General features: G+C 76.8%; 7 protein-coding genes. 4 read left to right on the forward strand and 3 right to left on the reverse strand.

From position 1 onward, the window contains the following. Positions 1-249: 249 nt before the first annotated feature. The gene (locus WMF31_RS07640) at positions 250-621 is read right to left on the reverse strand and encodes a DUF262 domain-containing protein (RefSeq protein ID WP_436601297.1); all 372 of its coding nucleotides are present in this window, start codon (positions 619-621) and stop codon (positions 250-252) included. A gap of 278 nt (positions 622-899) precedes the next feature. Here WMF31_RS07640 and WMF31_RS07645 point away from each other — a divergent pair, with 278 nt between their 5' ends. The 4 genes from WMF31_RS07645 to WMF31_RS07660 all read left to right on the forward strand — a co-directional run bounded on the left by WMF31_RS07645 (position 900) and on the right by WMF31_RS07660 (position 16,533). Continuing rightward, positions 900-2,504: a right-handed parallel beta-helix repeat-containing protein gene (locus WMF31_RS07645; RefSeq protein WP_436601298.1), complete on the forward strand. Its 1,605-nt coding sequence runs from the start codon at positions 900-902 to the stop codon at positions 2,502-2,504. A gap of 205 nt (positions 2,505-2,709) precedes the next feature. Further along, entirely contained in the window at positions 2,710-2,868 is a 159-nt protein-coding gene (locus tag WMF31_RS07650; protein ID WP_436601299.1) for a hypothetical protein, read from the forward strand. A 382-nt stretch (positions 2,869-3,250) separates the two neighbouring features. Beyond that, positions 3,251-15,592, forward strand: coding sequence for a tetratricopeptide repeat protein (locus WMF31_RS07655; RefSeq protein ID WP_436601300.1), 12,342 nt, complete (start codon positions 3,251-3,253; stop codon positions 15,590-15,592). A gap of 602 nt (positions 15,593-16,194) precedes the next feature. Continuing rightward, complete coding sequence (locus WMF31_RS07660; protein ID WP_020739698.1) at positions 16,195-16,533, forward strand: HU family DNA-binding protein; 339 nt, start codon at positions 16,195-16,197, stop codon at positions 16,531-16,533. A gap of 391 nt (positions 16,534-16,924) precedes the next feature. Here WMF31_RS07660 and WMF31_RS07665 read toward each other — a convergent pair whose 3' ends face one another. Both WMF31_RS07665 and WMF31_RS07670 read right to left on the reverse strand, forming a co-directional pair. Continuing rightward, on the reverse strand, positions 16,925-17,524 hold the full coding sequence (locus WMF31_RS07665; protein ID WP_436601301.1) for a hypothetical protein: 600 nt from the start codon (positions 17,522-17,524) through the stop codon (positions 16,925-16,927). A gap of 249 nt (positions 17,525-17,773) precedes the next feature. Continuing rightward, complete coding sequence (locus WMF31_RS07670; protein ID WP_129352289.1) at positions 17,774-18,055, reverse strand: hypothetical protein; 282 nt, start codon at positions 18,053-18,055, stop codon at positions 17,774-17,776. Positions 18,056-18,139 lie beyond the last annotated feature (84 nt).

Genomic DNA, 18,139 nt, shown 5'->3' on the forward strand with positions numbered 1-18,139 from the left:
CTCGTCAGCTGTTTGAGCAGGTCCCGCGAGCGCTTGCGGCTCATACAGTGCCGGATCTCCTGGGGGGGTGAGCGGGCTGCCCCCCGTGTTGATCCGCCGGAACACGTCGAATTTCACGTCATCGGGCGTCTGAGGCTCGATGACGTTGACGAAGATCTGGCTCTGCTGGAAGCGCCGCCGCAGGACGACGTCGAGCTTGTTGAATGTCCGAGTCTCGAGGTCCTTGAGGTGCTCGAGATCGGCGAGGGGCTAACCGCCTGCCACGAAGCGATGGATCGTGGTGAGGCGCTGGACCCCATCCACCACCTGCATCGCCCCCTGGAAGTCCTGGTTGAAGTAGAAGGCAGGTAGCGGGATACCGAGCAGGACGGACTCGAACAGCCGCGACCGCTGCGCCGGCTTCCAGACGTAGAGGCGCTGGAAATCCGGAGCCAGATCGATGTCGTCGTCATTGATCATGTCGACGACCTGCCGCAGGGAGAACGGCTTCGTGTTGATCCGGATCTTCGAGGGATCCCACGGCTTCGCCAGCGACGACGATTCGCCCGTGTCCTCCACCTCGACATCCCGGAAGCGCTCCTCGGAGGCGGCGACCCACGTGCCAGCGTGCCAGCGTGGCACGTGCCCCGGTGCCAGCGCGGCGCTCGCACCGGGGCCGATCGATCTGCGGCGCTGGACAAGGCGCCTGGGCGGGCCGCCCGGCCGCGCCACGCCGGTGGACGTGGCTGGCGCCGTCCTTGCCAGGGGCGGTGGCGACGTCCCCCGCCGCTGTCCGGGGCGCGCCCGCGGCCCCAGCCTCGGCGCGCGCCGCGCGCAGTCCTCGGGACGTCGCCTCATGCCTTGTCGTGCTCGAACCTCATCGCGACACAAGGCGCGCAATCCTTTCCGAGGAGACCTTGATGACCATTGCAACCAGAGCGATCGCTCCTGCTTGTTTGATCCTCCTTGCCTGCACGCCGGAGCAGGGCACGCCGTATCTCGAGGTCGGCGAGGCCGTCGGCCAGCTCTCGTGCTCGCCCGATGGCGGCGCGCCGTCCGTGATCGGCGGCATGTCGGTCATCAATGTGAGGGACTACGGCGCGACCGGCCGCGGGTGCGCTGTGACCGGGGACGAGTCCGACGAGATCCAGAGCGCCATCGACAGCGCCGCGCAGTGCGGGACCCCGTATCCGGTCGTGTATTTCCCGCCGGGCAATTACTGCGTGGAGAACAGGATCAACGCCAAGGTCGACAACCTCACGCTCCTTGGCGGCACCGCGGCGACGTTGCAGCTCAACGCGGATGTCATCGCGCTCACGGTCACCAAGCTGTCCGCGTCGAACGAGTTTCTCCCGGTCAAGAACGTCACGATCGACAACCTGTCCATCGACGCGACGAGCGGTCATGGGCAGGACAACGCGGGCGTCCTCAACCTCAACAACTGCGTCGACTGCACGGTTCGCAACGTGCGCATCCTGGGCTCTCCGTCCGCCACGTCGAGGAGGATCAACGGCATCAGCACGAGCAATGGGACCACGGGCACGATCGACGGGGTGGTCGTCGACGGGATGAGCAAGCCGGGTATCCAGGCCTCCTACCGCACGGGGGTCGCCTTGGACGGCTCGGCGTCGGGGGGGCTGCGCATCATCAACAGCACGTTCAAGAACATGATCACGGGGGGCGCGGGCCCCGCCCCTGGCATCGCGATCTGGGGCGGGTCGCGCGTCATTGTGTCGTCTTGCCAGTCCTACAACAACGCGGGCGACGGGGTGCAGATCGCGGTCGTCAGCTATCCCCCGGACAACAGCCTGGGGACCGCGGCGAAGGACATCCAGATCCTGGGGGGCCAGTTCTGGGGCAACGGCCAGAACGGCATCCTGATCGGGAGCGTACACGAGGGCAATGCGCCGACCGACGTGGCCATCAGCCAGGCCCAGGTGTTCGACAACGACCAGCATGGCATCCGCGTCACGGCCGTGAAGAACCTGAGGATCGACGACGTGACGCTCCACGACAACGGGGAACCGGGCCTCAGCCTCAGGGGCCATGCGGGGGCCATCCTGCAGCAGGTCTCCGTGACGAACCCGATCGTGTACAACAACATGAAGCTGACCGCGGCGGGCGACGCCTACAAGCAGGGGATCTCCATCGTCGGGACGACCGACGTGACGATCTCCGGCGGCAAGATCTTCGACGACCAGGCCACGCCGACGCAGCTGAACGGGATCAAGCTGTTCCCCGAGGACCTCGTCGCGACGGGCACCCCGCCGCAGCGGCTTCGCATCCTGGACGTCGATGTCTCCCAGGTCCCCGGCGTCCAGCATTCGTTCGCGCAGGCGTACCCGAACGGGGCGATCCCGACGGGCTACTTCCGCCTGATCGGCAACGGCGCGCCCGAGGGGAGCCTCTACGCGCCGCTCGGGTCCGAGTACGTCGATCTGACGAGCGGCGTTTCGTACCGCAAGGTCGCGGCGTCGGGCGCAACCCCCGGCGCCACCGGCTGGAAGCAGGTCGTCACGCAGTGAGCCGTCGGCGGACCCGAGGCTGAGCCGGTATCCTCGATCGCGCACGCGGTCCCGCTACGAGCGGCGCGTCGATCGAGGAGGCATCTCATGCAAGCGGACACGTTCTCGGGGTCCACGACCGGGTTCGTGGAGATCGTCCAGCGCCTCGCGACGCGCGCCCGCAGGTTCGTTCGTCCCGTCCTGCTCGTGCAGGGCGACTCGCACCGTGACCGGGTGGATCGGCCGCTCGAGGCGGGCAGCGCCGGTGCCGAACCTCACGCGGGTGGTGGTCGAGGGCGAGACCGTGAGCGAGTGGCTGAGGCTCACCGTCGATCCAGGCGCGCCGGTGCCGTTCACGTGGGAGCGCGTGGCGGTGGGCGGGTAGTACGCGCACCGCGTCGGGTCGCCTCGGCCCGGGCCGAGCGACACGACCTCCGCACATCCAGGTGCGAAGCGCGCCTGTCCGACGCGGCGCCGCCATGCATCGACATGGACTCCGGTGTCGTAGCTCCTCCCTCCTCACCAGCCTTCGCCGCTGCCGCGCCGCGCCGCGCCGCGAAAGCCAGCGCCCGCCGCGCAACGCCGCACGCCCGCGCGCGGCCCGCGCCCGCCGCGCGATCCCGCCCGGCCCGGGCGTCCTTTCGCAGAGCCCACGGGGAAACGCTCCTGTTACCTTGGGCATCGCTCGCAGCGGATGCGAGCGCAGGTCCGAGGGCAGCGCCGGATCGCCGGCCTTGCGCCCCTTCGACAGCCGAGGTCCGGAGAGCATGCAGCAGGACACGAAGAGCGCGCGCGTCTCGTTTCGTCTCGATAACCTGGAGGCTGCCCTCGAGCAGGGGATCGACAACGAACCGGCCGCGCTCGACGTGCTCGTGGCCGCCGCGGCCAAGGGGAGCCCGCACCCCGAGCTGTGGGCGAAGCTGCACGAGTCGGCCGCGGCCCACGACCGCTTCTCCGAGCTCGCCTTCGCCTACGAGCGCCTCGTGGGCGAGCGGAGGTTCGGCATGCTCCCGCCCGCCGCGCAGGCCGAGGTCCTCGTGCACGCCGCCGAGTTCCTCGCCGACTCCTTCGGCGACCCCGGCGGCGCCCGCCCCTACCTCGAGCGCGCCCTCGCCGCCCAGCCGTCCCACAAGGAGGCCTTCGCCCGGCTCGAGCGCATCCTCCTCGACGCGGACGAGCCGCCCAGGCTCGCCGACCTCTATGCCCTCGCCGCGGGCAGCCGCGCCGACCGCGCGGAGCAGCTCGAGCTGCTCCGCCGCGCCCACGCGCTCATCGAGGCGAGCGGCAAGGAAGAAGAGCGCGCGGTCAAGCTGCTCCAGCAGATCCTCCGGATCGAGCCCGGCGACGCCGCGGCCCGCTGGGCGCTCGAGGCGCGCTACGCGCGCGCCGGGCGGCTCCCCGAGGTCGCGCGCATGCTGGAGCAGGCGCTCGCCGCGGAGGCGGCGCCGCCCGACGCGCTCGAGATCCGCGCGCGCCTCATCGACCTCTACAGCGGGCCGCTCAAGGAGATCGACCGGGCGCTGCCGCACGTCGAGGAGGTGCTCGCGCAGGCCCCGGACCACGAGGCCGCCCTCCGGACGGGCGAGGCCCTGCTCGCGCGCAAGACCGTCCTGGTGCGCGCGGCCGCGGCGCTCGAGGCGGCGTACCTGCGGCTCGGCAGGGCCCAGGAAGCGGCCCGCATGATGTCCCTGCAGATCGAGAACCTCCGCGGGCCGCGCCGCGTCGAGGTGCAGCGGCGCCTCGTCGATCTGCAGTTCCAGAAGCTCGGCGATCTCGCGTCGGCGTTCGCGCTGTCCGAGCAGATCCTCGCGGTCGACCCGGCCGACGAGGTCGTGCGCGAGCGCTACCTCGCGCTCGCGTCGGCGCTCGACCGGAAGGCCGACGCGACGCGGGTGCTCGCGCGCGCGGCCGCCGCCGCCAAGGAGAAGCCGCTCCGCGCCCGCATCGCCGCCGAGCTCGGCGAGCTGTACGAGGGCCTCGGCGACGCCCGGAGGGCGCGCATGTCCTACCAGCAGGCGCTCGACGGCGAGCCCGATCCGGCCGCCGTGCGGCGCGCCGCGCGCGGGCTCGGGCGGCTCTGCGAGCGCGAGGGCGACACGCGCGGGCTCGCCGCCGCGCTCGAGCGGCTCGTCGAGGCCGAGGCCGACGCCGTGGCGCGCGAGGGGGCGGCGGAGCGGCTCGCGCGGCTCTACGAGGACGAGCTCGGCGACACGGCCGGCGCGATCGCCGCCTACCGCAGGCTCGCGGAGGCGGGATCCTCGCGCGAGGCCGCGGCGCTCGCCGCGCTCGAGCGGCTGTACGAGGCCACCGACGCGCACGAGGGCCTCGCGTGGGTCCTCGAGCGGCGCGCCGAGGCCGAGCCGGACCGGCGCGCGGCGCGGGAGCTCGCGTTCCGCGCGGCCGAGCTGCGCACCCGGCTCCCGGACGCGCCGGCCGCCGTCGCCGCCTGGCGCCGCTTCATCGCCGCGTTCGGGGCGTCGCGCGAGGCGCACGCGCGGCTCATCCCGCTGCTCGAGCAGGAGCGGCGCTGGCCCGAGCTCGAGGCGCTCCTCGAGGCCGAGGCCGAGCTCGCGCACGGAAAGGAGCGCGCCGCGGTCCTCGCCCGGGTGGGCGCGATCCGCATGGCGCGGCTCGACGATCCGGTCGGCGCGCTCGCCGCGTACCGCGAGGCGCTCGCGCTCGATCCGACCGACCGGCCGAGCCGGCTCGCGGTCGAGAAGATGCTGGGGCCGCCCCCGGGCGGCGGCGCCGAGCCGGCCGCGTCGCGCCCCAGCGGCGGCGCCGAGCCGGCCGCGTCGCGCCCGAGCGCCCGCCTGCTCCTCCCGGACGCGCTGCGGCTCGCCGCCTGCGCGGTGCTCGAGCCGGTCGCGCGCGCCGACGGCGCGGCGCCGCTGCTCGTGCGGGTGCTCGAGACGCGGGCGGAGATCGCGCCCGCCGCGCAGGCCGAGGGCGCGCCGGCCGGGGCCGCGGCCGCGGGCAGGCTTGCGGCGCTCGAGGAGGCCGCCTCCGTGGCCGAGCGCGAGCTCAGGGACCCGAGGAAGGCGCTGGAGCTCGCGACGCGAGGGCTCTCCCTCGCGACCGCGGCCGCGCCCGAGCAGATCGCGCGGTGGGTCGCCGAGATCGAGCGGCTCACCGAGCACGGCGGCGAGTCGGCGCGGCGCGCGCGGGCGCTCGCCGGGGCGCTCGGCGAGCGCGCGGTGGACAGCCCGGCGCTGTCGCACCTCGCGCGGCGGGCGGGCGAGGCGCTGCTCGCGAACGGCGACGTGGCGCAGGCGCTCGCCCTGTACCGGCGGGCGCTCGCCTTCGAGCCCTCGTCGCCCGAGCTCATCGCGCGCGTCGACGCGCTCCTGCGCGAGCAGGGCAGCCCCGAGGAGCGGCTCGCGCTCTACCGCGAGGCGCTCGCGCAGCCGTGCCCGCCGGCCCGGCGGCGCGAGCTCCTGCACGCGATCGGCACGATCCAGCGCCGCGACCTCGGCGACCTCTCCGGCGCGGCCGCGACCTACCGCGCCGCCATCGAGGACGACGCGGACGACGACGCGGCGTACGAGGCGCTGCTCGAGACGTACGCGGCGGGCGAGGCGTGGGACGCGCTCTACGGCGCGCTCGCCGAGCGGCTCCCCGCCGTCGCGCCCGGGGAGCGCGTCGCGCACGAGCTGCGCATGGCCGAGGCGGCCGAGCGCGGCGGGGACGCGCCGGGCGCGGCCGCCCACTACCGCGCGATCCTCGCGAGCGGCGCCGCGCTCTCCGAGGCGGCGCTCTCCGCGATGGAGGCGCTCGCGCGCTCGGCCGGCGACGCGTCGCTGCTCCGCGACGCGCTCGAGCGGCGCGTCGCCGCCTCGGCCGATCCGCACGACGAGGTGCTCTGGCTGGAGCGGCTCGGCGATCTGGCGGCGTTCGGGATCGGCGGCGCGGGCGCCGCGCCGGCGAGCGCCGCGCCCGAGGAGGCCGCGCCGGCGAGCGCCGCGCCCGGGGAGGCCGCGCCAGCGGGCACCGCCCCGGAGGGCGACGTCGAGGCCGCGGTGGCGGCCTGGCAGCGCGCCGCCTCGCTCGCCGAGGGGCCGCTCGCGGATCCGGAGCGGGCCCAGAAGCTCTACGAGCGCGTGCTCTCCGTCTCGCCCAGGCACCGCGACGCCGCCGGCCGTCTCGTGTCGCTCTACCGCGGGCAGGGGGCCTGGGACCGGCTCACCGCCGTGTGCGAGGTCATGCTCGACACCGCGCCGAGCGACGAGGAGGCGCTCGCCGCGCTCGCCGCGCTCGAGGGCGCGGCGACCCGCGCGCGCGCGACGTCGCGGTTCGTCGACGCCGCGCTCTGGCTCCGTGACCGCGTGCGGGCCGGCGGGGACGGCGGCGCGCCCCCCTCCGGCGGGCCCCCCTCGGGCGCGCCCGCCGCGAAGGCCGCGGCGCGGGTCCGCTCGATCGACGCCGCGCTCGCGCGCGTGCTCGCCGCCGATCCCGACCGGCAGGACGACGCCGCCGTCGTCTACCGGCGCCTGCTCGCGCCCCCCGCCGAGGGCGACGCCGCGCCGGCGCCGCTCGACCCCGCCGCGCTCGAGGCGTTCCGCGGCTTCCTCGCAGAGAGCCCCGACACGCTCGCGCGCCGCGTGGACCGGCGGTGGCTGTTCACGCTGCTCTCGGAGCGCGCGCGCGAGGAAGAGCGCCTCCGGGCGCTCGCCGCGTGGGCCGCGTGGGAGGAGGAGATCGGCGACCGCGCGGCGGCCGCGGCGCTCTACGCCCGGCTGCTCGAGGCGGATCCGGAGAACGACGACGCGCTCGCGGCGCGGGGGCGCCTGCTCGCCGAGCTCGGCGACCACGAGGGCGCGGCCGAGGTGCTCGCGGCGCGCCGCGAGCGCAGCGAGGGCGGCGCGCGCGTGGCGCTCGACGTCGAGCTCGCGACGCTCCTGCTCGACCGGCTGGATCGGCCCGCGGAGGCGCTCGACGCGATCGCGCCCGCGATCGAGGCGGGGACGGTCGAGCCCGCGGTGCTCGAGATCGCCGAGCGCACGCTCGCGCGCCCCGAGACGCAGGCGCGCGCCGCGCTGCTCCTCGAGCGGGCGTGCGACGCGCTCGACGACCCCGAGGCGCGCGCCGCGCTGCTCGAGACGCTCCTCGCGAGCTCGCCCGCGCCGGCGATGAAGGCCGCGCCGCGCGCGCCGGCCGACACCGCGCCGCTCGGCTCCCTGCGCGGCGCGCTCGACGCGGGCAGGCTCGCCGCCGAGGAGGGCGCCGCGATCCGGCGCGGCTGGTTCGAGCGCCTGCTCGACCTCCACGAGGAGCGCCCCGCGCGGGGCCTCGACGTCGCGCTGCGCGCGGTCTCCGAGCTGCCGGGCGAGCTCTCCCTCTGGGATCGGGTCGAGGACCTCGGGCGCCGCGCGGAGCAGCCCGAGCGCGTCGCGGCCGCGTACGCCGCGGCGCTCGCGGACGAGCGCGCGGGCGCGGCGCTCCCGCCCGACATCGTCGAGGAGATCGGCCGGCGGGCCGTCGAGCACCACGAGGAGTGGTTCGACGCGCCGGACGTCGTCCTGTCGCTGCTCCGGAGGCTCGTCGAGCTCGTGCCCGGCTCGCTCTGGGGCTTCGAGCGGCTGAAGCTCGCCTACAACGCGGCCGAGCGCTGGGACGACCTCTTCGCGCTCTACGACGCGACGCTCGAGCGCACCTCGTCGGCCGACGATCGCGTCTTCCTGCTGGAGGACGCCGCGGCCGTCGCGCGCGATCTCGCCGGCGACGGCGAGCGGACCATGCGGTACCTGGAGCTGCTCCTGCCGCTGCAGGACGACGCGCGCACGCGCGCCGCGCTCGAGCGGCTCTACGAGCGGCACGGCCGGCACCGCGCGCTCATCGAGCTCCTCGCGGCCGAGCTGCCGAGGCTCTCCGGCGACGCCGCGGAGCGGCTCCGCGAGCGCGTCGCGCTGCTCTGGATCGACGGCGTCGGCGACGCCGCGTCGGCGCTCCCCGTCGTCGAGCAGATGCTGGACGGCGTCCCGGCGCCGCGCGCCGCCTTCGATCTGCTCGAGCGCATCCTCGCGGCGATCCCGGAGGAGCAGGCGACCCCCGGCGGGGCCGGCGCGGCGCCCGCGCGCGCGGCGCGGCAGCGCGCGGCCGTCCTGCTCGCGAAGCGCTACCGCGCCGAGGGGAGGCCCGAGGACCTCGCGCGCGTGCTCGAGATCGAGCTCGAGGGCGCCGGCGCGGGCGATCGCCCCGCGCTGCTGCGCGAGATCGTGCGCCTCCGCCGCGACGCCCTCGGCGACGAGCCGGGCGCGTTCGAGCGGCTGGCCGAGCTCGTCGAGCTCAGCCCGGCGGGCGAGGGCGATCGCGCCGAGCTCGCCGAGCTGGCCGAGCGCCTCGGCCGGCACGACCGCCTCGCCGAGGTGCTCGCCGCGGCCGAGCCCCGCGCCGAGGGCGCGGCGCAGGCGCTCGCGCTCGTGCGCGAGGCCGCGCTCCTCCGCCGCGACCGGCTCCACGACATCGACGGGGCGATCGCGCTCTTCCGCCGGCTCTCCTCGCTGGCCGAGCGCCACGGGGACGACGAGGCCGCGCTCGGCGCCGCCCGCGCGCTCGATCGGCTCCTCGCCGAGGGCGACCGCGCGGCCGAGCGGTGCGACGTGCTCGACACGCTCGCGGCGCTCGAGAGGGACCCCGCGGCGCGGCGCGCGGCGCTGGGCGAGCTCGCGCGGCTCGCCTCGTCGCGGCTGGGCGACGAGGCGCGGGCGATCGCGGCGTACTCGGCGCGCCTCGCCGAGGATGGCGACGACCTCGAGGCGCTCGACGGCCTCGTGGCGATCCTCGAGGGCGCCGGCCGCTTCCGCGAGCTCGCGACCGTCCTGGAGCGCCGCGCGGCCGCGCGGGGCGGCGAGGGCGCCCGGCGCGACCTCGGGCGCGTGGCGCGCCTCTTCGAGCGCGAGCTCGGCGACACCGAGCGGGCCATCGCCGTCTGGCGCCGCGTCCGCGAGGAGCTCGCGCCCGACCCGGAGAGCGGGGATGCGCTGGCCGCGCTCTACGCGCGCGCCGAGCGCTGGGACGACCTCGTCGCGCTGCTCGAGGCCGAGGCGTCGGCGGCCGGCGCATCTCCTTCCGGCCCCGGCGCGGCGCGGCGCGCGGCGCTCTACCTCCGGCTCGGCGACGTGCACCGCGACCGCACGCTCGCGTGGGAGCGCGCCGTCGCCGCCTACCGCCGCGCGCACGAGGCCGAGCAGGCCGCGCGCGGGCAGGACGGGGAGGACGCCGCGGGACAGGGCGCGGCGCAGGGCGCGGACGGCGGATGGGGCGACGGCGGACAGGGCGACGGCGCCGGCCGGGTCGGGGACGTCGGCGGGGTCCAGGACGCCGGCGCGCCCTCGGCCCGCGCGGGCCTCGCGGAGCTGCTCCGCCGCGTCGATCCGGCCTCGCCCGAGCACCGCGGCGCGCTCGTCGCCGCGGTCTCCGCGCTGCTCGATCTCTGCGTCGCCGCGGACGACTGGCGCGGCCAGATCGCGCTGCTCGAGCCGCGGCTCGCCGCGGCCGAGACGGACGCCGCGCGGGTCGCCGTCCTGAAGGCCTCGGCGGCGCTGCTCGAGGAGCGCGGCGGCGATCGCGAGGGCGCCTTCGAGCTCGCCCTCCGCGCCTTCCTCCTGTCGCCCGGCGCCGAGCCGCCCGTGGACCTGATGCGGCTCACCGACGCCGCGGGCCGCTGGCAGACGATCGCCGACGCGCTCCCCGCGCTCGAGCGCCGCGGCGACGTCCCCGCGGCCGCGCTCCGCGACCTCACCTTCCGGGTCGGGCGCTTTCACCGCGACGCGCGCGCCGACGAGGACGCCGCCGAGCGCGCGTTCGAGCAGGCGCTCCTCCACGACCCCGGGGACAGCGCGATCCTGCTCGAGCTCGTGGAGCTCAGGCGGCGCCGGCCCGGGCCCTCGCTCGTCGCGGCGCTGCTCCGGCTCGCGGCGGCGACCGGGCACGATCTCGCCCTCTACCGCGAGGCCGTCGAGGCCGCGCGCGACGTCGTGGGCGACGCGGCGCGGGCCCGCGAGATCGCCGCGGAGCTCCTCGAGCTCGCCGCGCGGCGCCTTCACGACGACGAGGAGGCGCCGCCGCCGAGCCCCGCCGCGTGGCCCCCCGCGCGCGCCGCCCTGTGGGCGATCGACGCGCTCGTCGGCATGCTCGCGGACGCGGGCGAGCGGCCGCAGATCGTCGCGCTCTGCCGGCGCGGCGCCGCGCTCCCGCTCCCGTCCGGCGAGCGGCGGCGGCTCCGGCGCGTGGCCGCCGAGGCGGCGGAGCCCGAGGAGGCGATCGCCCTCTACGGCGCGCTCGTCGACGAGGATCCGGCGGACGAGGCGGTCGGCGAGCGCCTCGCGGCGCTGCTCCGCGACGCCGGCGCCCCGCGGCGCGAGGCGCTCGTGCGCCTGCGCGAGCGGCAGATCGCGGCCTCGAGCGACGCCGCGCGCCGCGTCGCGCTCCGGTGCGACGCCGCGGAGCTGCTCGCGGCCGCGCGGCGCGGCGCCGAGGCGATCGCCCGGCTCCGCGAGAACCTCGCCGAGAGCCCGGGCCACGCCGCGTCGATCGAGCGGCTCGCCGCGCTCCTCGAGGAGGGCGGCCTGCACCGCGAGCTCATGCTCCTCTGCGAGGAGCAGGCGACCGCGCGCGAGGCGGAGGGCGGCGGCCCCCCGGCCGCCGAGCTGTGGCTCAAGGCGGCGTCGCTCGCCGAGCACGAGCTCGCCGAGCCCGAGCGCGCGATCGCGAGCTACCGCCGCGCCGCGGACCTCGGCTCGGCCCGCGCGCTCGACGCCCTCGCCCGCCTGCTCACGCGCCGCGGCGAGCACGCGGCGGCCGCCGAGGCGCTCGAGCGGCTCGCCGCGTGCGCGCCGCCCGAGGAGCTGCACGCGGCCGCGCTCCGCCTCGCCGAGGCGCACCTCTCCGCCGGGGAGGCCGATCGCGCCCGCGCCGCCCTCGAGCGGGCGCTGCCCCGCGCGGCGCAGCCCGCGCCCCTCCGCGAGCGGCTCGCCTACCTCTACCGCGCCGCGGGCGCGTGGATCGCCCTGGCCGAGCTCATCGCGGGCGACGCCGCGCGCGCGGACGAGGCGCAGGCCCGCCTCGCGCTCCTGCGCGAGGCCGCGGACCTCTACCTCACGCGCGGCGGCGCGCCCGCCGCCGCGATCCCGCTCCTCGACGAGGCGATCTCCCTCGCCCCGGACGACCTCTCGCTGCGCCTCTCGCGGAGCCGGGCGCTCTCCGCCGCGGGCAGGACCGAGGACGCGACCGCGGAGCTGCGCGGGATCATCGCCGACTTCGGCGGCCGCCGCCCCAAGGAGCGCGCGCTCGTCCACTACGAGCTCGCGCGCGTCGCCCTCGCCACCCGCGATCGCGCCCGCGCCATGGCGGAGTTCGACAACGCGCTGCGCGTCGATCCCGCGCACCCCGACGCGCTCCACGGCCTCGCCGGCCTCGCCTTCGAGGACGGCCAGCTCGAGCGCGCGCACCGCGCCTACCGCGCGCTCCTGCTCGTCGCGCGCCGGCCGCGGGACGAGGGCGAGGGGCCCTCCGGCGCGCGGCGGAGCACGCTGCCGCCCCGCTCCAGCCTGAGCCGCCCCTCGGCCACGTCGTTCAGCCGGGCCGAGGTCCTGCTCGCCCTCGGCGAGATCGCGGAGCGGCAGGGCGCGCCCGAGCGCGAGGCCGAGTACGTCGAGTCCGCCTTCGAGGCCGCGCGCGAGAGCGAGTCGGAGCACGAGAAGCTCCTCGCCGCGCTGCGCGCCCGCGGCCGCCACGACCTGCTCGCCCGCGCCCTCGAGGCCCGGCTCACGGGCCCCATCCTGGAGCCCGCCGAGGACGCCGCCGCGGCGCTCTCCGAGCTCGCGTCGCTCTACGAGGGGCCGCTCGATCGCCCGGAGGCCGCGCTCGGCGCCCGCCTCCGCGCCCTCGATCTCGCGCCGGGCGCGGGCGCCGCCCACGACGCCGCCCTGGAGCTCGCGCGCCGCCTCGACCAGACGGACAGGGTCCTCGATCTGCTCGAGCGGCTCGTCGCCCGCGCGGCGGGCGAGCCGCACGAGGTCGCGCTCCTCCTGCGCCTCGGCCGCGCCCTCGAGCTCGCGCCCGAGGGCCCGGAGCGCGCCGTGGCCGTCTACCGCCGCGCCGAGGCGAGGATCGCGGCCAGGGCGCCGGCCGCGGGCGAGGCGCGCGCCGAGGTGGAGGCGCTGTGGCGCGCCCTCGAGGGCCTCTACGACCGCCTCGGCGACCGCGCCGCGCTGGCCGACGTCCTCCGCAAGCGCATCGACCTCGCCGACGCGGCGCCCGCGCCCCCGCGCGCGGCGTCCGCCGAGGGCGCGCCGCCCGGCCGCGCGGATCGCGCCGACCCGCGCTACCGCCTGGCCGCGCTGCTCGCGTCGGACGCGGCGGCGGTCGACGAGGCGATCTCGCTGCTCGAGGAGGCGCTCGAGCTCGACGCCGAGCCGGATCGCGCCGAGGCGATCCTGCGGGGCGCGCTCCGCACCGACCCGAGGCACCCGCGCGGGATCCGCCTCTTCGAGCGCCTCGCGCGGCAGAGCGGGCGCCCGCGCGCCCTCGTGGACGCGCTCCTCTTGCTCGCGGAGATCGAGGGCCCGGGCGTCCTCGAGGAGGCGGTCCGCACCGCCCGCGCGCTCGGCGATCGCGAGCAGGCCGAGTCGATCCTGCAGCGCATCGTCGCCTCGGCCTCGTCCCCCCCGTCCGATCCGCCCGGCGCCGCGTGGGCGCTCGTCTCGCTGGCCGAGCTGCGCGAGGAGGCCGGCGACGTCGCGGCCGCGGCGTGGCTGTGCGAGCGCGCCGCGCGCGTGTCGGCGCCCGACGAGGAGCGCGCGCTCCTGCTGCGCGCCGCGGGGCTCGCCGCCGGCCCGCTCGACGACCTCCGCCGGGCCGCGCGGCTCTACGAGGAGCTCCGCGGCCGCGAGCCCGCCGAGCGCGAGATCTGGATGCCGCTCGCCGGCGTGTACCGGCGGAGCGGCGACGCCGCGCGCCTGTCGGCGCTGCTCGAGGAGACGATCCCGCTCGTCGACGACATCTCCGAGCGCTGCGCGCTGCGCCTGGAGCGCGCGCGCCTGCTCGCGCGGGAGTCCCCGGACGAGGCGGCGCTCCTGCTCCGCGACATCCTCGACGAGGACCCGGCGCAGGTGGAGGCCGCCATCCTCCTCGCCACGATGCTCGAGGAGGCCGGCCGCACCGAGGAGCTCTCCGAGCTCTTCGCGCTCCAGCTCGACGCCGCGAAGGATCGCGCGGACGTCGCCTCGATCGTGTCGATCTCGATGCGCCTCGGCGCCCTGCTCGAGCAGCGGGGCGACGCGCGCGCCGCGCGCGACGTCTACCTCGCGGCCGCCGACTGGGACGGCAAGAGCCGCGACGTCCTCCGCGCCCTCGAGCGGCTCGGCCGCGCGCAGGGCAGCGCCGACGACCTCATCGACGCGCTCGAGAAGCTGCTGCGCCTCGAGCAGGGGGGCGAGGCGGCGCGGCTCGCCCTCGAGCTCTCGGAGCTCCACGGCGCGCGGGGCGACGACGCCGCGGCCGAGGCCGCCCTCAGGGCCGGCTACGCCGCCTGCCCCACGAGCGACCGGCTCCGCGACGAGCTCGCGTCGCGCTACGCGGCCCGCGAGGCGTGGCCCGCGCTCGCGGAGCTCCACGTCCTCGCGGCCGAGGTCGAGGGCTCGGCCGCGGCGCGCGTCGAGCGCCTGTGCCGCGCGGCCGAGATCCTCCGCGACCGCGCGGGCGACGCCGCGGCCGCGGCCGAGCTCCTGGAGCGCGCCCTCGGCGTCGCCCCCGGCGATCGCGACGTCCTCTGCGCGCTCATCGACGCGTGCGGCGCGGCGGGAGAGCACGCCCGCGCGGTCCGCGCGCTCACGGCGACGCTCGAGGCGAGCCCGGACGACCCGTGGCTCTACCGCGCGCGGGCCGAGGTCCACGAGGCGCTCGGGGAGGGGGAGCGAGCGCTCGCCGATCTCGAGCGCGCCTACGCGCTCGGCGGCGCCGACTACGCGGGCGAGCTCGTGGCGCAGCTCGAGCGCGCGCTCGAGCGCGCGATCGCGCGGCCTGGCCAGGGCGAGGGCGCGGCCGCGGCGCCCCCGCCGGGCGGCGCGGGAGCGGTCACGCCGCGGTCGCTCCGGCTCCGCCTGGCCGAGATCCTCGCGCGCGCGGGCGACCGGGACCGCGCGCGCGCGCACCTCGGCGACCTGCTCCAGGCGGACACCAGGGATCGCGCGGCGCTCAGGGCGCTCGCCGGCCTCGAGGAGTCCGCCGGGCGGTGGGACGCCGCGAGCGCCGTCTACCGCCGGCTCATCGCGCTGGAGGAGGGCGACGCGCTCGTCGCCACCGCGCTGCGCCTCGCCGACGCCTGCGCGCGCGCGGGCCACCTGGCCGACGCCCGCGGCGGGCTCGAGCGCGCGCTCCGCGCCGCGCCGGGCCACGCCGAGATCCGCGACCGCCTGCGCGCGCTGTACGCGGAGATCGGCGCGAGCCGCGAGCTCGCCGCCATGACGCTCGAGGACGCCGCGGCCGCGTCCGACGTGGCCGGCCGCTTCACGCTCCTCGTCCGCGCCGGCCGCCTGCTCCTCGACGCCGGCGACGCGGCGCAGGCGATCCCCGTGCTCCGGGAGGCGCGCTCGCTCAGGCCGGAGGAGCACGACGTGGCCCTCCTGCTCATCGACGCGCTGACGATCGCGGGCAGCCCCGCGGAGGCGCGCGCCGTCACACTGGAGCTCATCGCCGCCAACAAGGGTCGTCGCTCGAGGCTGCTCGGCGCCGTCTACCACCGCATCGCGCGGATCGAGGCCGCCGAGGGCAATGCACGCGAGTCGCTGACCGCGCTCTCGAGGGCGCTCGAGAACGACCCACAGAACGGCGGGCTCGCCATGGAGCTTGGCGAGAGCGCGCTCGAGCTCGGGGAGCAGGACCTCGCGGCGCGCGCTTACCGGGCGGTGACGATGATGAAGATTGCCACCGAGCCGGGAGAAGGCGGCACCACGCCGGCCGCGCGCGCGGTGGCCTATTACCACCTCGGGGCCATGGCGCTCGCCGCCGGGGATCGCCGGAAAGCTCGCCTGATGCTCGACAGGTCGGTCTCCGAGGATGGGTCGCTCGAGGCGGCCCGGGCGCTGCTCGACGAGCTGCGCGCCGGTTGAAGGCGCCGAGCAGCGCCTGGCCGGCGCCGGGCAGACCCGCTCCGCGCGACGGCGATCCCGCGCGGGATCGCCGTCGCGCGGGACCGGGGCGGCTGCGCGACGGGCGCCGGGGCTCGGGGCGGAGGCCCGAGGAAACAAGGCTAGGCCCGCCCGTGCGGAGCCGCCGCGAAGCGGCGCAGAAGTCCGGCCATCGCTGGCCGGACTCCGGACGGGTGGGACTAGGGCGTGCCCCGAGTCCCCGCCGGCTAAACCCCCCTCCGCGCGCCTCGTCCTGTATGCCCTGGTCGCGGCGACCTGCCTTGCGGCCGCCCGAGGCGGCGCGCGGGAGGGGCGGAAGCCCTCGAATCCATGCGCTTTTCGGCGCTCTTGGGGCTCTCTCCGGCGGGCGGCGGCGCCGCGCAGGCCGACCATCCCCGCGGCGCGCACCCCCCTCTGGCGCGCCGCTCCGGCGCGGCCTTTCAGGGGTCCGCGCGATGCCCGAGCTCAGAAATCGCGATTTCTCCCCGCAGTTTTGTCTTTTTTTGTCCTGTGCCGTGTGTAAGGTTCGCTAAGGCTGTGCGCGACGAGGTGTCGCGCGCGAGCTCATGTCCGAGGAGAGTGCCATGGCAACCAAGAAGACGGCCGGGGGCGGCGCGAAGAAGACGTTGAGCAAGAGCGGCCTGATCCAGGCCATCACCGAAGCTGCCGGTGATGAGCTGAGCCGCAAGCAGGTGAAGAACGTTCTCGAGTCCCTCATCACGATCGGTCATCGCGAGCTCAAGAAGTCGGGCGTGTTCACGCTGCCGGGCTTCGCGAAGTTCCGGGTGGTCAAGCGCCCTGCGACGAAGGCGCGCCAGGGGATCAACCCGTTTACCAAGCAGCCGATGACGTTCGCCGCCAAGCCGGCGAGCAAGTCGGTCCGGGCTCGGCCGATCAAGGCCATCAAGGACGCGCTCCTGTAGCCTGCCGGATCTCACCGCGGAGCGCAGAGCGGCCACGGCAACGTGGCCGTTCCTGCTCGAGCGGGAGCGGCGGTCACCCGCTTCGGATACGGGCCCATCTCGACGTTTTCGGTGCTCAGCGCACTGGAGTGCGCTTCCGCGCCGAAAACGCCGAGCTGGACCCGTCTCCTGTGCGGGTGACCGCCGCTCGGGGGGGCTCGTACCGGAGGCGGGGGGGGAACCGCGCTCCGGGCGGCCGGGGCTCTCCGTGCCCGGGGCGCGAGGCTCCGCGCGGGGCGCCCGTGGCGGCAGGAGGCCATCCGGCCCGCCGCGCCTCGACGGCTCCTCGGCCCGCCGCGCCCCGACGGCTCCTCGGCGCGGGGCGCGGGGCGCGGCGCGGCCCGCGCGGAGCTCACTTCTTGCGGCTGTAGGCCTGGGCTGCGACCGGGCCCGAGCCGGTGCGCGCCTTGACAACCAGCTTGACCGTGGCGGGGATCGGGAAGGGCCATTGGTAGCAGCTCTGCTTGGCACCGATGGCGGCTGTCGGGCCGGTGTCCGAGTCGACGGCGAGCACCGGTTTCAGGTTGAGCGCGGCGAGCGCCGGCTGGCCTCCGGCGTTGAGGTCGAGCTCGAGCTGGAGATCGACCTCGGTGACCGTGGGGAGCGCCTGCGCCAGGAACGTGTAGCAGTGGCCCGGCTGGAGCATGAAGGTTTGCCCGGAGGCCGTCTGTCCCTCGGGCACCACGTTGCACACGGGCGTCCCTTCCGGCTGCATCCTCGGCGCCTCGCCGGGGGCGCGGCCCTGGAACATCGTGGTCATCGCGAGGGACTGGACTCCATCGCAGGGCGCAGCGGTGGGCACCGTGGCCGGGGGGAGGCCGGCGTCCGGGGGCGGGACGGACGCGGTCGGCTGCGGGGGCGGCGGCGTCCCCGCGTCCGGGGGGGTGTCGTCCGCGAACTCCGGCTCCTTGCCGCCGCCGCAGCCCAGCGCCGCCGCCAGAGCCAAGAGCATTGCTGAACCCAACGACCTACCCGTCACCGTCATCTGCGCCCTCCTCGAGCACGGCCGTGCCGCACTCTGCGGCTCCGCTTCCGGGGACAACTGTGCTCACGGGCGCTCATACACCCGACAGCGGCTGGGGGCTATGTGCGAGGCGTCTCGCGGGGCCGACCTGAGCAGAGCGCGGCGGCTCCAGGGCAGAGCGCGGCGGCTCCAGGGCAGGGCGCGGCGGCTCCAGGGCAGAGCGCGGCCGTCTGTCGTTCAGCCGCCGGGCCCGCCGGCGAGCTCGCGCAGGATGCACATGCGCGCGACGAGGAGCGCCTCGGGACGGACCGCATCGTCGAGGTAGGCGGCGGAGTTGGCCGCGACCAGCGCCTCCCGCAGCATTCCCTGCTCCAGGAAGGAGACCGCGCGCCCAAGGTGGAGCTGCGCCCTGTCGGCCGCAATCCCCATGCCGGCGCTCGCCAGAATTTCCCGCTCGAGAAACCGCTGCGAGAACTCTCCGGGACGATCGAACTTCGCACGGGAGCCGTGGTCGGTCATGCCGTAGGCTACCTCACTTTTTTCTCGTGGCCAGCCGCGGCTGGGCGCTTCGGGGCCCGGAAATCGTGGCGGAAGCGGCATGAT

Source organism: Sorangium sp. So ce1036, assembly GCF_051369805.1.
Lineage (GTDB): Bacteria > Myxococcota_A > Polyangia > Polyangiales > Polyangiaceae > Sorangium > Sorangium cellulosum_F.

Coding starts and splice junctions, on each gene's coding strand:
- WMF31_RS07645 (WP_436601298.1), top strand. CDS start 900: ATGACCATTGCAACCAGAGCGATCGCTCCTGCTTGTTTGATCCTCCTT.
- WMF31_RS07655 (WP_436601300.1), top strand. CDS start 3,251: ATGCAGCAGGACACGAAGAGCGCGCGCGTCTCGTTTCGTCTCGATAAC.
- WMF31_RS07660 (WP_020739698.1), top strand. CDS start 16,195: ATGGCAACCAAGAAGACGGCCGGGGGCGGCGCGAAGAAGACGTTGAGC.
- WMF31_RS07665 (WP_436601301.1), bottom strand. CDS start 17,524: ATGCTCTTGGCTCTGGCGGCGGCGCTGGGCTGCGGCGGCGGCAAGGAG.
- WMF31_RS07670 (WP_129352289.1), bottom strand. CDS start 18,055: ATGACCGACCACGGCTCCCGTGCGAAGTTCGATCGTCCCGGAGAGTTC.